The 17,649-nt window shown below is 49.8% G+C and carries 13 protein-coding genes; 4 read left to right on the forward strand and 9 right to left on the reverse strand.

Annotated features, from left to right (window positions below; genetic code table 11):
- Positions 1-33: 33 nt before the first annotated feature.
- From C3D30_RS17050 to C3D30_RS17085, 8 genes are all read right to left on the reverse strand, one after another.
- On the reverse strand, positions 34-2,298 hold the full coding sequence (locus tag C3D30_RS17050) for a ComEC family protein (protein ID WP_105287166.1): 2,265 nt from the start codon (positions 2,296-2,298) through the stop codon (positions 34-36).
- 206 nt (positions 2,299-2,504) lie between these two features.
- Positions 2,505-2,789: an integration host factor subunit beta gene (ihfB, locus tag C3D30_RS17055; protein ID WP_000167336.1), complete on the reverse strand. Its 285-nt coding sequence runs from the start codon at positions 2,787-2,789 to the stop codon at positions 2,505-2,507.
- 159 nt (positions 2,790-2,948) lie between these two features.
- On the reverse strand, positions 2,949-4,622 hold the full coding sequence (gene rpsA, locus C3D30_RS17060; RefSeq protein ID WP_000140327.1) for a 30S ribosomal protein S1: 1,674 nt from the start codon (positions 4,620-4,622) through the stop codon (positions 2,949-2,951).
- Between the two features lie 110 nt (positions 4,623-4,732).
- Positions 4,733-5,416, reverse strand: a complete 684-nt coding sequence (gene cmk, locus C3D30_RS17065) for a (d)CMP kinase (protein ID WP_000125014.1) — start codon at positions 5,414-5,416, stop codon at positions 4,733-4,735.
- A gap of 172 nt (positions 5,417-5,588) precedes the next feature.
- Positions 5,589-6,353 (reverse strand): metallopeptidase YcaL, encoded by a 765-nt coding sequence (gene ycaL, locus C3D30_RS17070; protein WP_001295345.1) that lies wholly within the window; start codon positions 6,351-6,353, stop codon positions 5,589-5,591.
- A 168-nt stretch (positions 6,354-6,521) separates the two neighbouring features.
- Entirely contained in the window at positions 6,522-7,805 is a 1,284-nt protein-coding gene (aroA, locus tag C3D30_RS17075) for a 3-phosphoshikimate 1-carboxyvinyltransferase (RefSeq protein ID WP_000445175.1), read from the reverse strand.
- A 70-nt stretch (positions 7,806-7,875) separates the two neighbouring features.
- Positions 7,876-8,964 (reverse strand): 3-phosphoserine/phosphohydroxythreonine transaminase, encoded by a 1,089-nt coding sequence (gene serC, locus C3D30_RS17080; RefSeq protein ID WP_000057144.1) that lies wholly within the window; start codon positions 8,962-8,964, stop codon positions 7,876-7,878.
- A 198-nt stretch (positions 8,965-9,162) separates the two neighbouring features.
- Entirely contained in the window at positions 9,163-9,855 is a 693-nt protein-coding gene (locus tag C3D30_RS17085) for a DUF421 domain-containing protein (RefSeq protein WP_000642858.1), read from the reverse strand.
- A 129-nt stretch (positions 9,856-9,984) separates the two neighbouring features.
- On the opposite strand from C3D30_RS17085, the gene ycaO reads away from it, so the two are divergent.
- The 4 genes from ycaO (at position 9,985) to pflA (ending at position 16,277) form a co-directional block, all read left to right on the forward strand.
- A complete protein-coding gene (ycaO, locus tag C3D30_RS17090; protein WP_105282694.1) occupies positions 9,985-11,745 on the forward strand; it encodes a 30S ribosomal protein S12 methylthiotransferase accessory factor YcaO in 1,761 nt (586 codons plus the stop codon).
- A gap of 405 nt (positions 11,746-12,150) precedes the next feature.
- A complete protein-coding gene (gene focA, locus C3D30_RS17095) occupies positions 12,151-13,008 on the forward strand; it encodes a formate transporter FocA (RefSeq protein WP_000642546.1) in 858 nt (285 codons plus the stop codon).
- Between the two features lie 54 nt (positions 13,009-13,062).
- Positions 13,063-15,345, forward strand: a complete 2,283-nt coding sequence (pflB, locus tag C3D30_RS17100) for a formate C-acetyltransferase (RefSeq protein WP_001292807.1) — start codon at positions 13,063-13,065, stop codon at positions 15,343-15,345.
- Positions 15,346-15,536: 191 nt separating this feature from the next.
- Positions 15,537-16,277: a pyruvate formate lyase 1-activating protein gene (gene pflA / locus C3D30_RS17105; RefSeq protein WP_000111043.1), complete on the forward strand. Its 741-nt coding sequence runs from the start codon at positions 15,537-15,539 to the stop codon at positions 16,275-16,277.
- A gap of 134 nt (positions 16,278-16,411) precedes the next feature.
- On the opposite strand, the gene bcsC is transcribed toward pflA, so the two are convergent.
- Positions 16,412-17,649, reverse strand: a 1,238-nt coding sequence (gene bcsC / locus C3D30_RS17110; protein ID WP_105287167.1) for a cellulose synthase complex outer membrane protein BcsC, incomplete at its 5' end; no start/stop codon positions are given.

The raw sequence follows: 17,649 nt of genomic DNA on the forward strand, positions 1-17,649 counted from the left end.
AAAAACCAGCATTTGTTGAAATAGCCGCATATTCTACCCGTTATCCACTGGCACGCCAAACCACTGATGATACCAACGAGGTAAAATTTGCTCCCTTAGGCTGCGTACCTGCCAGCCTTGCGCTGAAAAATCGACGGTTATTTGCCCCTGATGCGAGGTATCAACCCATTGATATCCCTGAAGTTCATAGCGTATTTTAACTTTGCTGGAGGGTAGTCGCCATGCGTTATAGCGCGATGCCGATGCCAGTGCCACTTTTCCATTCACACGCTGAATTAATGGCAATGATGATGAGGTATTACTGCCATGATGGGGCACCTGAAGTAATGTTGCCTGCACGTGTTGCCAGTAACGACTTAGCATTTTTTGTTCAGCGAGTGCTTCAATATCACCGGTTAAAAGAATGCTATACGTTCCGTCATCAACCTTAACCACACAGGAATGGTTATTTCCTTTATCGTTGCTACCTTGTAAAGGCCAGTGTGCGCTAAAACGTAATCCTTGCCACTGCCACGCTTCACCGCGCACACAGGGCTGATGATGTTCCCAGTTTAAAGGGCTTCTGACCCATAACGTCGGCCAGACACGTAATATCGAGTCCAGCCCTCCCCGATGATCCAGATGTTCATGACTCAGAATGACGCCTTCCGGTTCAAGGTTATGCCAGCGTAGCCAGGGGACAATCAGTTGTTGCCCGCTGTCACCTTCTGGCCAGGCGAGGCCCGTATCATAGAGAATCGCTTTGCCGTTTCGCGCAATCACCATTGCCAGCCCTTGCCCGACATCAAGCATATACACCTGCCACTCGTCAGACCGTGTTTTTTGCCACAGTGGACAACACATCATAATGCCTCCAGCCACGCACAGCGCAGGCAACGTTCGCCATGCGTTTAGTCGCCATCCTACCAGTAATAACCAGGGAGAAAATGATAGCCATTGCCAACGTTCAGCAACGTTGACCCATCCTTCTGGCAAGCTCTTTAACAACCAGAAAAGTAAAGCCAAAGATCTGTCGGCCAGAAACCATAATCCTTGTTCCACGATTAATGGTCCGCTTAAATGCACTATCATCGCGGCGAGAATCAACGGAACCGTGATAAATGTCACTAAGGGAATAGCGAACAAATTTGCTATAAACGAGGTCAGACTAATGCCATGAAATATGACTATTTGCACTGGCATGAGCAGAAGCGTTATTCCCAGTTGCAGATGGATGAAGGAAACAATAGCGCGCAATACTGGCGGCAGCGACCAGACCGGACAGGGAAACCACTGATACCAAAAAATCAGCGCCGCCACCGCTGCAGCAGAGAGCCACAAACTTTGTGAAAGGATGGCAACAGGATCCATTAGCAATATTGCCGCAAGGCAGCATAACCAGACATCCCAGCCACTCCATTGTCGCCCACTTAACTTGAGCATTCCCCACGTTGCAAGCGCCACGATGGTACGCAGTGCCGGAGGTTGCATACCAGTCAACCAGGCATAAAAAGCGGCACAGAAAATTCCGCCAATTAATGGCATCTGCCAGTGGATCCAATGACCAGGGAGGAAAATTTGCCCACCGCGAATGAGCCCGGCTGCCAGCAACGCCGCAAAAGCGATGTGCAATCCCGATATCGCCATTAAATGCGCTGTACCAGTATTGCGCATAATATCTTTGATTTCTTTGGGCACAGATAACCGTTCACCCATACCTAAGCCAAGAATCACCGCTTTCCACAGATAAGGTTGCAGGGTCGTTTGCAAAGAGGCCAGATATTGCGCCCGCAGACTACACCCCGGTTCAATGATTCTTGCCTGAAGAAAACGCCCGGTTAGAGGCTGGTGCTGGGCAATAGCATAACGCTGGCTGTCAAAGCCACCATCATTAAGCTGACCGTGAACCGCACGAACTCTGAGTTTCATTGACCATTGTTGTCCGGCACAAACCACTTGTGGCAGATACTCGCCATACAGCACAATGCCTGGCGCAGGGAAAAGACGTCGACCTTGTAGATGGGTAATTTGAGCGTAATGAGTGGTTATGCCGTCAGTAGCAGTAATCTCGACAATTGCATCCTGCGTCGCGCCAGTTAAGTTTTCTCCTGCCCACAAAATTTGCTTTGCCGCCAATATGCCCCAAAGGAAAAACAGCAATGTCAGCGTGAAATAACGAACGGCTTTAACAGGAATAAATGCCAGTACGCAGGCGAAGACGGTCAGACTCGCAAGGGTTAATGTCCCAGGCAATTGTGGCAAAATCAGCAGCGGAAAAATTCCGCAAATAATGCATACGCCAACTGTCGTTATTTTCATGCACCCCTCCCTGTTTTCGGAAAGTGTGCAACTTTGTTGAACGGTTGTCTGGCGGGAGTTTTGCGTTCCCCGAGACAGGTTCAGAAGAATTTAACGGGAATGTGAAAACTACACAAAACGCTGCGAGGCAGCTTCCAGTTCCAGATTACAGAAATGAAAAAAGCACCCGACAGGTGCTTTTCTCGCGTTCAAGTTTGAGTGAAAACTTAACCGTAAATATTGGCGCGATCGCGCAGTTCTTTTCCTGGTTTAAAGTGAGGAACGTATTTTCCTTCCAGTTCTACTTTATCGCCAGTCTTCGGATTACGTCCGGTACGTGGTGCGCGGTAGTGCAAAGAGAAACTGCCGAAACCGCGGATTTCAATACGCTCGCCCTGCGCAAGAGTCGAGGCCATATGCTCCAGCATCTCTTTTACTGCATCTTCAACCGTCTTAGCGGGAATGTGCGATTGCTGGGTGGCAAGTCTTTCTATCAATTCTGACTTGGTCATGATTCCTCCGGTTCCTTAAAGGCAAATTAAGCGGCTGCTGTTGCTGCATTGATTAAGGGCGGCCGTAGCCGCCCTTAGTGCTTGATTACAGGACGAAACCTGCAATCTGTCAAGTAAACTCAACAAACTTCGGAATAAAAATCCCGAAGAGTCAGAGAATTACTCGCCTTTAGCTGCTTTGAAAGCTTCAGCCATTGCGTTGTTGGAGAAGTTTGCATCTTCCTGTTTGTTAACAGTTGCGATTGCATCTTTCTCGTCAGCTTCGTCTTTCGCACGAACAGACAGGCTGATTGCGCGGTTTTTACGATCAACGCCGGTGAATTTAGCTTCAACTTCGTCGCCAACGCTCAGAACCAGGGTAGCGTCTTCAACGCGGTCACGGGATGCTTCAGAAGCACGCAGGTAACCTTCAACGCCGTCAGCCAGTTCTACGGTTGCGCCTTTAGCGTCAACTGCAGTTACTTTACCAGTTACGATAGCGCCTTTCTTGTTCAGAGCAACCCAGTTGTTGAACGGATCTTCTGCGAGCTGTTTAACGCCCAGGGAGATACGTTCACGTTCTGCGTCAACTTGCAGAACAACTGCAGCGATTTCGTCGCCTTTTTTGTATTCACGAACTGCTTCTTCGCCTGCAACGTTCCAGGAGATGTCAGACAGGTGAACCAGGCCGTCGATGCCGCCGTCCAGGCCGATGAAGATACCGAAGTCAGTGATAGACTTGATTTTACCTTCAACACGGTCGCCCTTGTTGTGGGTTTCCGCGAACTGCTGCCACGGGTTAGCTTTGCACTGTTTCAGACCCAGGGAGATACGACGACGTTCTTCGTCGATATCCAGAACCATAACTTCCACTACATCGCCAACGTTAACAACTTTAGACGGGTGGATGTTTTTGTTGGTCCAATCCATTTCGGAAACGTGTACCAGGCCTTCAACGCCTTCTTCGATTTCAACGAAGCAGCCGTAGTCGGTCAGGTTGGTCACGCGACCAGTCAGTTTAGTACCTTCCGGATAACGTTTAGCGATAGCTACCCACGGATCTTCGCCCAGCTGTTTCAGGCCCAGGGATACACGGGTACGTTCGCGGTCGAACTTCAGCACTTTAACAGTGATTTCGTCGCCCACGTTGACGATTTCGCTCGGATGCTTAACGCGTTTCCAGGCCATGTCAGTGATGTGCAGCAGGCCGTCAACGCCGCCCAGATCAACGAATGCACCGTAGTCAGTGAGGTTCTTAACGATACCTTTAACTTCCATGCCTTCCTGCAGGTTTTCCAGCAGCTGATCGCGCTCTGCGCTGTTTTCGGATTCGATAACGGCACGACGAGAAACAACAACGTTGTTGCGCTTCTGATCCAGCTTGATTACTTTGAATTCAAGCTCTTTGCCTTCCAGGTGCAGAGTGTCACGCACCGGACGAACGTCTACCAGAGAACCTGGCAGGAACGCACGAATACCGTTCAGCTCAACAGTGAAGCCGCCCTTAACTTTGCCGTTGATAACACCGGTAACAGTTTCAGCATCTTCGTAAGCTTTTTCCAGCGTGATCCAGGCTTCGTGACGTTTAGCTTTCTCACGGGACAGCAGAGTTTCACCGAAGCCGTCTTCTACTGCGTCCAGAGCAACGTCAACTTCGTCACCTACCTGGATTTCCAGCTCGCCCTGGGCGTTTTTGAACTGCTCAGCCGGGATGGCAGACTCAGATTTCAGACCAGCGTCAACCAGTACTACGTCTTTGTCGATAGCAACAACAACGCCACGAACGATAGAACCCGGGCGGGTTTCGATTTCTTTTAAGGACTCTTCAAAGAGTTGAGCAAAAGATTCAGTCATGTTTAATCTTCAGGTTTATATTTAACGTCCACCTGGCTCCGTGCCGGATGGGGTTGTTTAACATACCCGCTGTCATTCCATTGCAACGGGGGTACTGCAAATTCGGTCGCTTATGCGAGAGCCAATTTTTGGCGCGCGTAGTGTAACGCTTTTTCAATTACTTGCTCAATGCTTAAGGTGGTGGAATCCAACACTAAAGCATCGGCTGCCGGAACCAGAGGCGCTACCGCACGATTACGATCGCGGTCATCGCGTTCTTTGATCTCGGCCAAAAGGCGTTCAAAGTTAACACTAAAGCCCTTCTCCTGCAACTGTAGCATTCGGCGATGCGCACGTTCTTCCGAAGAGGCGTCAAGGAAAATTTTCACTGGCGCATCAGGGAATACAACTGTTCCCATGTCGCGACCATCGGCAATCAGGCCTGGCAATTCACGAAACGCACGTTGGCGACGCAATAATGCTTCACGAACACGAGGAAATGCGGCGACTTGTGAAGCGGCATTCGCCACTTCCTGAGTACGAATTTCACCGCTGACATCTTCCCCTTCGAGGATCACTTCCAGATTGCCATTGGTCGACACAAAACGTACATCCAGGTGGGATGCCAGCGGCACCAGAGCGTCTTCTGACGCCACATCAACATGGTGATGTAATGCCGCCAGCGCCAGTACGCGATAAATTGCACCCGAGTCCAGCAGATGCCATTGCAACGCTTCCGCCATAGCCTTACACAAGGTGCCTTTCCCTGCACCGCTTGGGCCATCAATGGTAATAACCGGGGCAATTGCCGTCATCTTTATCTCCTTAAAACAGGCGTACCGTTAACATAACCGCGCGCATTATACGCGTCGGCGCCACAAATCGTTAACGTTGTGTGCAAAAACCAGTTTTGTCTGTATTCAGATGGGGATTTATTGCGCAATTATAGCGGGCTGGCAGAAGACCAGCCCGAAAGATGACAATGATTTACTTACCAGAGGCGATACGATCACGGATATGTTGCGCACGCTCTGTTGATGGTGGGTGAGAGTCAAACATGGACTGGGTACGACCGCCATCCAGGCTAGCCAGTTTTTCAAAGCTACCGACCAGTCCCTGGGTGCTGATGCCACGTTTCTTCAGCAGATCAAAGGAGAAATCATCTGCTTCAGACTCTTTATCGCGGGAGTATTTAGCATTGATAGCGCCTTCTGCGATATCACCTAATTGTGAACGGGAAAGCTGGGAAGCAACACCGCTGGTGGCGGAAATAGCATCACGTGCGGCAACGATCGCATAAGAGGCTTTCATTTCAGCCAGCGAGTGACCCAACGCAACGTGCCCCAGTTCATGACCCAGAACCCCTTCAATTTCGTTGTCGTTCATCATGTCCATCAGGCCACTGTAGACACGAACACAGCCGTTCGCCATCGCCCATGCGTTGACGTCGCTGGTCATATAAACCTTATAGTTGACCGGCGTGCCGTTAATATTGTTACCCAATGCTTTGGCGATTTTTGCCAGACGTTTACCGTACTTGCTGGATTTACTTGCGACTTGATTGCCGCTGTCCATTTCGGCACAGCCCTGATTGGCAATCGCTTTTGCATCGGCATCGCTTAACGTTGCTGCTTTATATGCATTTAAACCGGAGCTGATAGCCATATTGGTATCAATACCGTGGGTATTTTGACACCCTGTCAGTAATGCTGCAGAGGTCGCAATCGCCAGCAGTAATTTAGTATTCTTCATGTGAATCATCCGTTGATTAATCATATATAAATATTATGTATCAACAACTTACATTGACAGTTAACGCTACCATCAATAAAAATGGTTCACAATGTCCGAAAAAAAACGCCGACAATGCGCCGACGTTTTGATAAAGAAAGATTTGGCTATTTATTGCCCGTTCTTCATTCAGGCTGCCTGGCTAATCCGCGCCAGTTGCTCGAAATAATCCGGAAATGTTTTGGCCGTACATTTTGGGTCAAGAATCGTCACCGGCGTATCTGACAAGGCCACCAGCGAGAAACACATCGCCATGCGGTGATCGTTATAAGTGGCGATCTCGGCAAAGTTCAGTTTTTCCGGCGGCGTAATGCGAATGAAGTCATGCCCCTCTTCCACTTCAGCCCCCACTTTTCGCAGTTCAGTCGCCATCGCAAAAAGACGATCCGTCTCTTTAACGCGCCAGTTATAAATATTACGCAGCGTTGTGGTGCCTTTCGCAAACAGCGCCGCCGTCGCGATAGTCATCGCCGCATCGGGAATATGGTTCATATCCATATCGATAGCGTTCAGTTCACCACGAGTGCAGGAAATATAATCATCGCCCCAGCTAATGGCCGCCCCCATTTTTTCCAGCACATCAGCAAAGCGAATATCACCCTGCATACTGTTGCGTCCAATGCCGGTCACTTTTACAGTGCCACCTTTGATCGCTGCTGCGGCAAGGAAGTAAGACGCAGAGGAGGCATCGCCTTCTACCAAATAAGTCCCCGGTGACTGATAAGACTGCCCGCCTTTTACGACAAATTTTTGATAGTGCTGATTTTCAATTTCAACACCAAACGTCTTCATCAGGTTGAGCGTGATGTCGATATAAGGTTTAGAAACCAGTTCACCTTTAATACGAATAACCGTATCTTCCGGCGCAAGCGGCGCGGTCATTAACAGTGCGGTAAGGAACTGGCTGGAAACGGAGCCATCAACTTCTACGTTGCCCCCCACAAAACCACCCTGTAAACGCAGCGGTGGGTAGTTTTCTTGTTCCAGGTAAGTAATTTTCGCCCCGCCCTGGAGCAGCGCATCCACCAGATGACCGATCGGGCGCTCTTTCATACGAGGCTCACCAGTCAGGACAATATCATTACTTCCCAGACAAAGTGCTGCCGCCAGCGGGCGCATCGCAGTGCCCGCATTACCAAGGAACAACTCCAGCGCATTTTCTGCGTCTAATGGACCGCCGTTACCGATGATTTCGCAGCGCGTACGATCGGCAGAAAGCGTATAGCTCACCCCCAATGCCTGCAACGCATTCAGCATATGACGAACATCATCGCTATCCAGCAGATTGGTTAATACTGTTTTGCCGTGTGCTAATGCCGCCAGCAATAAAGCGCGGTTAGAAACGCTCTTGGAACCAGGCAGATTAATAGTGCCATCGACACGGGCGATGGGGTGTAACGTCAGGGATTCCATGAACTCAACTCTCTACAACAGAAATAAAAACCCCACAGGCTGGCTGTGGGGATTAAGCAAAATTTCGGCATTAGCCGTGACGGCGTTCGAACTCAACCATGAAGTCTGTCAGAGCTTTAACACCTTCCAGCGGCATCGCGTTATAAATAGACGCGCGCATTCCGCCGACAACACGATGACCTTTCAGCGCATGAAGGCCAGCCGCAAAAGACTCTTCAAGGAACAATTTGTCGAGCGCACTGTCCGCCAACTGGAACGGCACGTTCATCCGCGAACGGTTAGCTTTCGCCACATCATTACGGTAGAAATCGCTGTTATCAATCACGCCATACAGCAGTTCTGCTTTTTGCTGATTGATATTATCCATTGCAGCCACACCACCGTTCGCTTTTAGCCATTTGAAGACCAGGCCAGATAAGTACCAGGCAAACGTAGGCGGTGTGTTAAACATGGAGTCGTTATCGTTGAGGATGGAATAATCCAGAATCGACGGGCAGGCGATATTTGCTTTACCCAGCAAGTCTTCGCGAACAATAACGATCGTCAGGCCAGCCGGGCCGATATTTTTCTGCGCACCAGCGTAAATCACGCCGTAACGGCTGACATCAATCGGACGGGAAAGAATCGTTGAAGAGAAGTCGGCAGCGACCACCACATCTTTACCGAAGTCTGGCGTTTCGTCGATGGCGATACCGTCGATGGTTTCATTCGGGCAGTAATGCATATAAGCAGCATTATCAGAGAGTTGCCATTCACGCATTGGCTTAACCGCGCGCAGGCCATCAACAGTCACTTTGGCGTCAAACACATTTGGCGTGCAGTATTTTTTCGCTTCTTTGATGGCGCTTGCCGCCCAGTAGCCTGCATCAACATAATCTGCTGTGGTTTTATCACCAAGAATATTCAGAGGTACAGCAGCAAACTGACCGCGACCGCCGCCGTGGCAGAATAATACTTTGTAGTTGGAGGGGACGTTAAGAAGATCGCGAAAATCCTTCTCGGCTTCCTCTGCAACCTGAATGAACTCTTTGCCACGGTGGCTCACTTCCATCACCGACGTGCCAAGACCGTTCCAGTCGCGCAGTTCCTGTTGAGCCTGTTTAAGCACCTCTGCCGGTAACATTGCCGGACCAGAACTAAAATTGAAGATTTGAGCCATTTCCCCTCACCACGTTGCGTTGCTATTAACCCCCGGTCAATCGATTGCGACCGCAGGTAATACGTTATTCCTGTGGCTATCGGTTTTATCATTCAGTGACACGCATCGCAATGGGTAAAACCGTTGCGCGCAAAAATGCGGCACGCGTCACACAATATAAAATCTCGAATCATTGTCAAAAAACCGATGTTTTTGCTGTCAGGTCACCCGTTTTACCCGACTTGCCTTCGTCCATTCTGGATTTGCACAGCGCGGACATAATTGTTTTTCACCCGCGTTCATGTGAATGATTTCACTGCAACGGATGCAGGCATAGTCCGCCGACTCCGGCACCACTTTATAACGTTGGGTACAATCACTGGGTAAAATAAGCAACCCCGGCTTCACCTTGTCATCTTCAAAGAAATAGACGCTGATTTCACCGTTGGTTTCAAGAATAGCCAGGCGTACCTGTCCAAGTTGTTCCACACCACGCAGTCGCAGCTCCATAAAAAACTCAAATTCCGTCATGTTGGAGTTATTCAGTTTCGACCAGGCCAGTTCGCCATCTTCAATAATGACAACCGGCTTGCCTTCCAGCAGATCTTCCAGTTTCTCACTGTGCGCCATCAGCCACATCACCAGGCGGTATAACAACGCCAGGGTAATGAAGACGATAAGCACCGGGATCATCGGCACATCGTCGTAAAACGCCACATCCCCTGCAGCTGACCCCAGCGTCAGAATGATTAACACTTCAAATAGCGACATTTGCCGTACTCCACGCCTTCCTGTCATTTTTAGAAACAGAAAGACCAGAACAAAGGTATAGAGGCTCCGTAGAGCGACTTCGCCAAGAAAATCCAGCGGCACTTTATCGAATGCCATACGGTGGAGATCGAACGCCTTCATTTTTATGCTCTTATCGTAATTTATCCGCTAAAAGCATAGTCAACAGTTCACCGGCGTGGCGGCGGTGATAGCGCCTTTGAGATAAAACCCGTATTATTGCGCGCTTTCCGTACGACTAAAGTGATTTTCATGACACAAACATTTATCCCCGGCAAAGATGCCGCCCTGGAAGATTCCATCGCTCGCTTCCAGCAAAAACTCTCCGACCTCGGTTTTCAGATTGAAGAAGCTTCCTGGCTGAATCCAGTGCCTAACGTCTGGTCTGTACATATTCGCGACAAAGAGTGCGCACTGTGTTTTACCAACGGTAAAGGCGCAACCAAAAAAGCGGCGCTGGCTTCTGCCCTGGGCGAATATTTCGAGCGTCTCTCAACCAACTACTTTTTTGCTGATTTCTGGCTGGGTGAAACTATCGCCAATGGTCCGTTCGTGCATTATCCCAACGAAAAATGGTTCCCACTGACAGAAAGCGATGACGTGCCGGAAGGCCTGCTCGATGACCGTCTGCGCGCATTTTACGACCCGGAAAATGAACTGACCGGCAGTATGCTGATTGATCTGCAATCCGGTAATGAAGATCGCGGTATATGTGGCCTGCCGTTTACGCGCCAGTCTGACAATCAGACCGTTTATATTCCGATGAATATTATCGGTAACCTGTACGTTTCCAACGGTATGTCCGCCGGTAATACCCGCAACGAAGCGCGCGTTCAGGGATTGTCCGAAGTTTTCGAACGCTACGTGAAAAACCGCATTATTGCTGAAAGCATCAGCTTGCCGGAGATCCCGGCAGATGTGCTTGCACGTTATCCGGCTGTAGTTGAAGCGATCGAAACACTGGAAGCGGAAGGTTTCCCAATCTTTGCTTATGACGGCTCGCTTGGCGGTCAGTATCCCGTGATCTGCGTCGTACTGTTCAACCCGACCAATGGCACTTGTTTTGCCTCCTTCGGCGCGCATCCTGATTTTGGCGTTGCACTGGAACGTACCGTGACCGAGCTGCTGCAAGGTCGTGGCCTGAAGGATCTGGATGTGTTTACTCCGCCGACCTTCGATGATGAAGAAGTCGCCGAACATACTAACCTCGAAACGCACTTTATCGATTCCAGCGGTTTGATCTCCTGGGATCTTTTCAAACAAGATGCCGATTATCCGTTTGTGGACTGGAATTTCTCTGGCACCACTGAAGAAGAGTTTGCCACGCTGATGGCTATCTTCAACAAAGAGGATAAAGAAGTTTATATTGCCGATTACGAGCATCTGGGCGTTTATGCTTGCCGCATTATCGTGCCGGGTATGTCCGATATTTATCCGGCGGAAGATCTGTGGCTGGCAAATAACAGTATGGGCAGCCATTTACGTGAAACGATCCTTTCGTTACCAGGCAGTGAGTGGGAAAAAGAAGATTACCTGAACCTCATCGAGCAACTGGATGAAGAAGGTTTTGACGACTTTACCCGCGTGCGTGAGCTGTTAGGTCTGGCGACCGGACCAGATAACGGCTGGTACACTCTGCGTATCGGTGAATTAAAAGCAATGCTGGCACTGGCTGGCGGCGATATGGAACAAGCTCTGATCTGGACTGAATGGACGATGGAGTTTAACTCATCGGTGTTCAGTCCGGAACGCGCCAACTATTATCGCTGCCTGCAAACATTGTTATTGCTGGCGCAGGAAGAAGATCGCCAGCCGCTGCAATATCTGAATGCCTTCGTTCGTATGTACGGCGCAGATGCGGTAGAAGCAGCCAGTGCGGCAATGAGTGGCGAAGCGGCGTTTTATGGCTTGCAACCGGTAGATAGCGATCTGCACGCATTTGCGGCGCATCAGTCGTTGTTAAAAGCCTACGAAAAGCTGCAGCGCGCCAAAGCGGCATTCTGGGCAAAATAAAATCAAATAGCCTACGCAATGTAGGCTTAATGATTTGGCTGAGTTATATTACGGGGCGTTTTTTTAATGCCCCGCTTTACATATATTTGCATTAATAAAATAATTGTAATTACAAGGTTAAATATCGGTAATTTATATTTAATAAATACGATCGATATTGTTAGTTTATTTGCCTGTTGCTCCCTTTTAATTAACTGTTTTAGCGGAGGATGCGGAAAAAATTCAACTCATTTGTTAATTTTTAAAATTTATTTTTATTTGGATAATCAAATATTTACTCCGTATTTGCATAAAAACCATGCGAGTTACGGGCCTATAAGCCAGGCGAGATATGATCTATATCAATTTCTCATCTATAATGCTTTGTTAGTATCTCGTCGCCGACTTAATAAAGAGAGAGTTAGTGTGAAAGCTGACAACCCTTTTGATCTTTTACTTCCTGCAGCAATGGCCAAAGTGGCCGAAGAGGCAGGTGTCTATAAAGCAACGAAACATCCGCTTAAGACTTTCTATCTGGCGATTACCGCCGGTGTTTTCATCTCAATCGCATTCGTCTTCTATATCACAGCAACTACTGGCACAGGCACAATGCCCTTTGGTATGGCCAAACTGGTTGGCGGCATTTGCTTCTCTCTGGGGCTGATTCTTTGTGTTGTCTGCGGAGCCGATCTCTTTACTTCCACAGTGTTGATTGTTGTTGCCAAGGCGAGTGGGCGCATCACCTGGGGCCAGTTGGCGAAAAACTGGCTGAACGTCTATTTTGGCAACCTGGTCGGCGCGTTGTTATTTGTACTTTTAATGTGGCTTTCCGGCGAGTATATGACCGCCAATGGTCAATGGGGACTTAACGTCCTACAAACCGCCGACCACAAAGTGCACCATACTTTTATTGAGGCGGTTTGCCTCGGTATCCTGGCTAACCTGATGGTATGCCTGGCGGTATGGATGAGCTATTCTGGCCGCAGCCTGATGGACAAAGCGTTTATCATGGTGCTGCCGGTCGCGATGTTTGTTGCCAGCGGTTTTGAGCACAGTATCGCAAACATGTTTATGATCCCGATGGGTATTGTAATCCGCGACTTCGCATCTCCGGAATTCTGGACCGCTGTCGGTTCAGCACCGGAAAATTTTTCTCACCTGACCGTGATGAACTTCATCACTGATAACCTGATTCCGGTTACGATCGGTAATATTATCGGCGGTGGTTTGTTGGTTGGGTTGACATACTGGGTCATTTACCTGCGTGAAAACGATCACCATTAATGGTTGTCGAAGTACGCAGTAAATAAAAAATCCACTTAAGAAGGTAGGTGTTACATGTCCGAGCTTAATGAAAAGTTAGCCACAGCCTGGGAAGGTTTTACCAAAGGTGACTGGCAGAATGAAGTAAACGTCCGTGACTTCATTCAGAAAAACTACACTCCGTATGAGGGTGACGAGTCCTTCCTGGCTGGCGCTACTGAAGCGACCACTTCCCTGTGGGACAAAGTAATGGAAGGCGTTAAACTGGAAAACCGCACTCACGCGCCAGTTGACTTTGACACCGCTGTTGCTTCCACCATCACTTCTCACGACGCTGGCTACATCAACAAGCAGCTTGAGAAAATCGTTGGTCTGCAGACTGAAGCTCCGCTGAAACGTGCTCTTATCCCGTTCGGTGGTATCAAAATGATCGAAGGTTCCTGCAAAGCGTACAACCGCGAACTGGATCCGATGATCAAAAAAATCTTCACTGAATACCGTAAAACTCACAACCAGGGCGTGTTCGACGTTTACACTCCGGACATCCTGCGTTGCCGTAAATCTGGTGTTCTGACCGGTCTGCCAGATGCTTATGGCCGTGGTCGTATCATCGGTGACTACCGTCGCGTTGCGCTGTACGGTATCGACTACCTGATGAAAGACAAACTGGCACAGTTCACCTCTCTGCAGGCTGATCTGGAAAACGGCGTAAACCTGGAACAGACCATCCGTCTGCGCGAAGAAATCGCTGAACAGCACCGCGCTCTGGGTCAGATGAAAGAAATGGCTGCTAAATACGGCTACGACATCTCTGGTCCGGCTACCAACGCTCAGGAAGCTATCCAGTGGACTTACTTCGGCTACCTGGCTGCTGTTAAGTCTCAAAACGGTGCTGCAATGTCCTTCGGTCGTACTTCCACCTTCCTGGATGTGTACATCGAACGCGACCTGAAAGCTGGCAAGATCACCGAACAAGAAGCGCAGGAAATGGTTGACCACCTGGTCATGAAACTGCGTATGGTTCGCTTCCTGCGTACTCCGGAGTACGATGAACTGTTCTCTGGCGACCCGATCTGGGCAACCGAATCTATCGGTGGTATGGGCCTCGACGGTCGTACCCTGGTTACCAAAAACAGCTTCCGTTTCCTGAACACCCTGTACACCATGGGTCCGTCTCCGGAACCGAACATGACCATTCTGTGGTCTGAAAAACTGCCGCTGAACTTCAAGAAATTCGCCGCTAAAGTGTCCATCGACACCTCTTCTCTGCAGTATGAGAACGATGACCTGATGCGTCCGGACTTCAACAACGATGACTACGCTATCGCTTGCTGCGTAAGCCCGATGATCGTTGGTAAGCAAATGCAGTTCTTCGGTGCGCGTGCAAACCTGGCGAAAACCATGCTGTACGCAATCAACGGCGGTGTTGATGAAAAACTGAAAATGCAGGTTGGTCCGAAATCTGAACCGATCAAAGGCGATCTCCTGAACTACGATGAAGTGATGGAACGCATGGATCACTTCATGGACTGGCTGGCTAAACAGTACATCACTGCACTGAACATCATCCACTACATGCACGACAAGTACAGCTACGAAGCCTCTCTGATGGCGCTGCACGACCGTGACGTTATCCGCACCATGGCGTGTGGTATCGCTGGTCTGTCCGTTGCTGCTGACTCCCTGTCTGCAATCAAATATGCGAAAGTTAAACCGATTCGTGACGAAGACGGTCTGGCTATCGACTTCGAAATCGAAGGCGAATACCCGCAGTTTGGTAACAACGATCCGCGTGTAGATGACCTGGCTGTTGATCTGGTAGAACGTTTCATGAAGAAAATTCAGAAACTGCACACCTACCGTGACGCTATCCCGACTCAGTCTGTTCTGACCATCACTTCTAACGTTGTGTATGGTAAGAAAACCGGTAACACCCCAGACGGTCGTCGTGCTGGCGCGCCGTTCGGACCGGGTGCTAACCCGATGCACGGTCGTGACCAGAAAGGTGCTGTAGCTTCTCTGACTTCCGTTGCTAAACTGCCGTTCGCCTACGCTAAAGATGGTATCTCCTACACCTTCTCTATCGTTCCGAACGCACTGGGTAAAGACGACGAAGTTCGTAAGACCAACCTGGCAGGTCTGATGGATGGTTACTTCCACCACGAAGCGTCCATCGAAGGTGGTCAGCACCTGAACGTGAACGTGATGAACCGTGAAATGCTGCTCGATGCGATGGAAAACCCGGAAAAATATCCGCAGCTGACCATCCGTGTATCTGGCTACGCAGTACGTTTCAACTCGCTGACTAAAGAACAGCAGCAGGACGTTATTACTCGTACCTTCACTCAGTCTATGTAATTAGATTTGACTGAAATCGTACAGTAAAAAGCGTACAATAAAGGCTCCACGAAAGTGGGGCCTTTTTTAGCAAGAGAGCCTTTTTTGTCAGCTATCTATACTTTAAGGTAACTGCCAAAACAGACTCGACGTAGCCTTCGAGCTGCGCACCAACACGGCCTCAGATGGGCCACATCTGGAGAAACACCGCAATGTCAGTTATTGGTCGCATTCACTCCTTTGAATCCTGTGGAACCGTAGACGGCCCGGGTATTCGCTTTATCACCTTTTTCCAGGGCTGCCTGATGCGCTGCCTGTATTGTCATAACCGCGACACCTGGGATACGCATGGCGGTAAAGAAGTTACCGTTGAAGATTTAATGAAGGAAGTGGTGACCTATCGCCACTTTATGAACGCTTCCGGCGGCGGCGTTACCGCATCCGGTGGTGAAGCAATCCTGCAAGCCGAGTTCGTTCGCGACTGGTTCCGCGCCTGCAAAAAAGAAGGCATTCATACCTGTCTGGACACTAACGGTTTTGTTCGTCGTTACGATCCAGTAATTGATGAACTTCTGGAAGTGACCGACCTGGTAATGCTCGATCTCAAACAGATGAACGACGAAATCCACCAGAATCTGGTAGGCGTTTCCAACCATCGTACACTCGAGTTTGCTAAATATCTGGCGAACAAAAATGTGAAAGTCTGGATACGTTATGTCGTAGTACCTGGCTGGTCTGACGATGACGATTCAGCTCATCGCCTCGGTGAATTTACTCGCGATATGGGTAACGTCGAAAAAATCGAGCTCCTCCCCTACCATGAGTTAGGCAAACATAAGTGGGTGGCGATGGGCGAAGAGTACAAACTCGACGGTGTGAAACCACCGAAAAAAGAAACCATGGAGCGAGTGAAAGGGATTCTTGAGCAATATGGTCATAAAGTGATGTTCTAAAACATCATGTGCAGGCTGAATTCCGACCTGCCACCCCTTCCTTTAGTAGTAATCAGTAAATCAGCGTTGAGAACATGCTCGACGCTGATTTACTGGATATAATTTCCGAGTTTTAACCTTCTGATTCTACCTCGTTACCAGTCGGCGTAAGGTATCAGCGGCTGCGGCGGTAAATCCATGTCGCCCTGCCATCCGGCGGCGGAATACCGCACGTAGAGCAGGAAATGGCTGGGCGCATAATCTTTCGCCTGCTGGATATCAATCGCCGTGCCGACAAACCAGTTGGACGTGACGCGACGCTCAAGTAACGCCCGCGCCGTGTAGCCAAAGCCCTGACTGCTGCCGCCGGCGTTGGTCTGGCTGGCGGCATCCTCTTTCCAGTCCGTCGGGATCAGGTTCATCAGCGGATAACGCGGCATGGTTTTGGTGCGTGAATGCGACCACGAGCCAGACGCGCCCAGCTCCCACGACCAGTTTTCCGTCCGCTCACGCCACATCACCGGTATGGCAAACGACAGGTATTCCTGCGGGCTGTAGTAACCGCCCTGACCGAGTGAGTAGCCACTCAGGTCTTTGTCATAATGCCAGATCATATTGTTCAGACCGATTGTGACGCGGCGATTGTTCTGGTTGATGACCTTATAGTAATAGCCCGTCATCCAGCGCACACGCCAGTTATCTTCGACATTTTTACCTGTTAACTGGTCGCCACTAAGCGATGCCCAGACACCGTTTGCTTCACCTTTATCGTAGCTCAGACTTAGCCCCACACCGTCGGCACGCACGCCGCCCCATTTTTTCCCGGTATTACTCGGGGAGTCTTTTTGCCCGCCAAAGGCCAGCAAAGAACTGGAGATAGGCCGACGGTGGGCGTTAACGGTGTAACCAAGCGGCCCGATATCATCGCTGTAACTGATGCCGCCGACCACATCCACCACGTTGAAGCCCATCGGCGTGGTACCGATATCCCAGCTCCAGACGTCATTTCGCCAGCCGACCGCCACGCTGGCACCGGAGTCCGACTGGCTGCGGTTGCCACTACAGTCCTGTAATGTACAGGTGCCCCAGTTGTCATCCCATTTGCCATCGGCATTAGTGGAGAAACTGCCGACGTTCATATTGACGAAATCACTGCGAAAGAACATCCGCCCGTCAGAATACGGAGCATCCACCTGCAACATGGTAGTGTGCGCTTTCAGATCGGAGTAACCACCGGTGCCGCTCGAACCCCAGTAATCGTGCTCGAGGGTGACGTTAAGATCCTGCTGGCGATAGAGATCTGCCGCATCGCTGCGCACGCCGCGCTTCAGCCAGTCATCTTTCTCGTCGTTACGGGTCAGACGGGTAAAGGTGTCGTTATCCTGCGGACGCG

The organism is Escherichia sp. MOD1-EC5433 (assembly GCF_002966005.1).
GTDB lineage: Bacteria > Pseudomonadota > Gammaproteobacteria > Enterobacterales > Enterobacteriaceae > Escherichia > Escherichia ruysiae.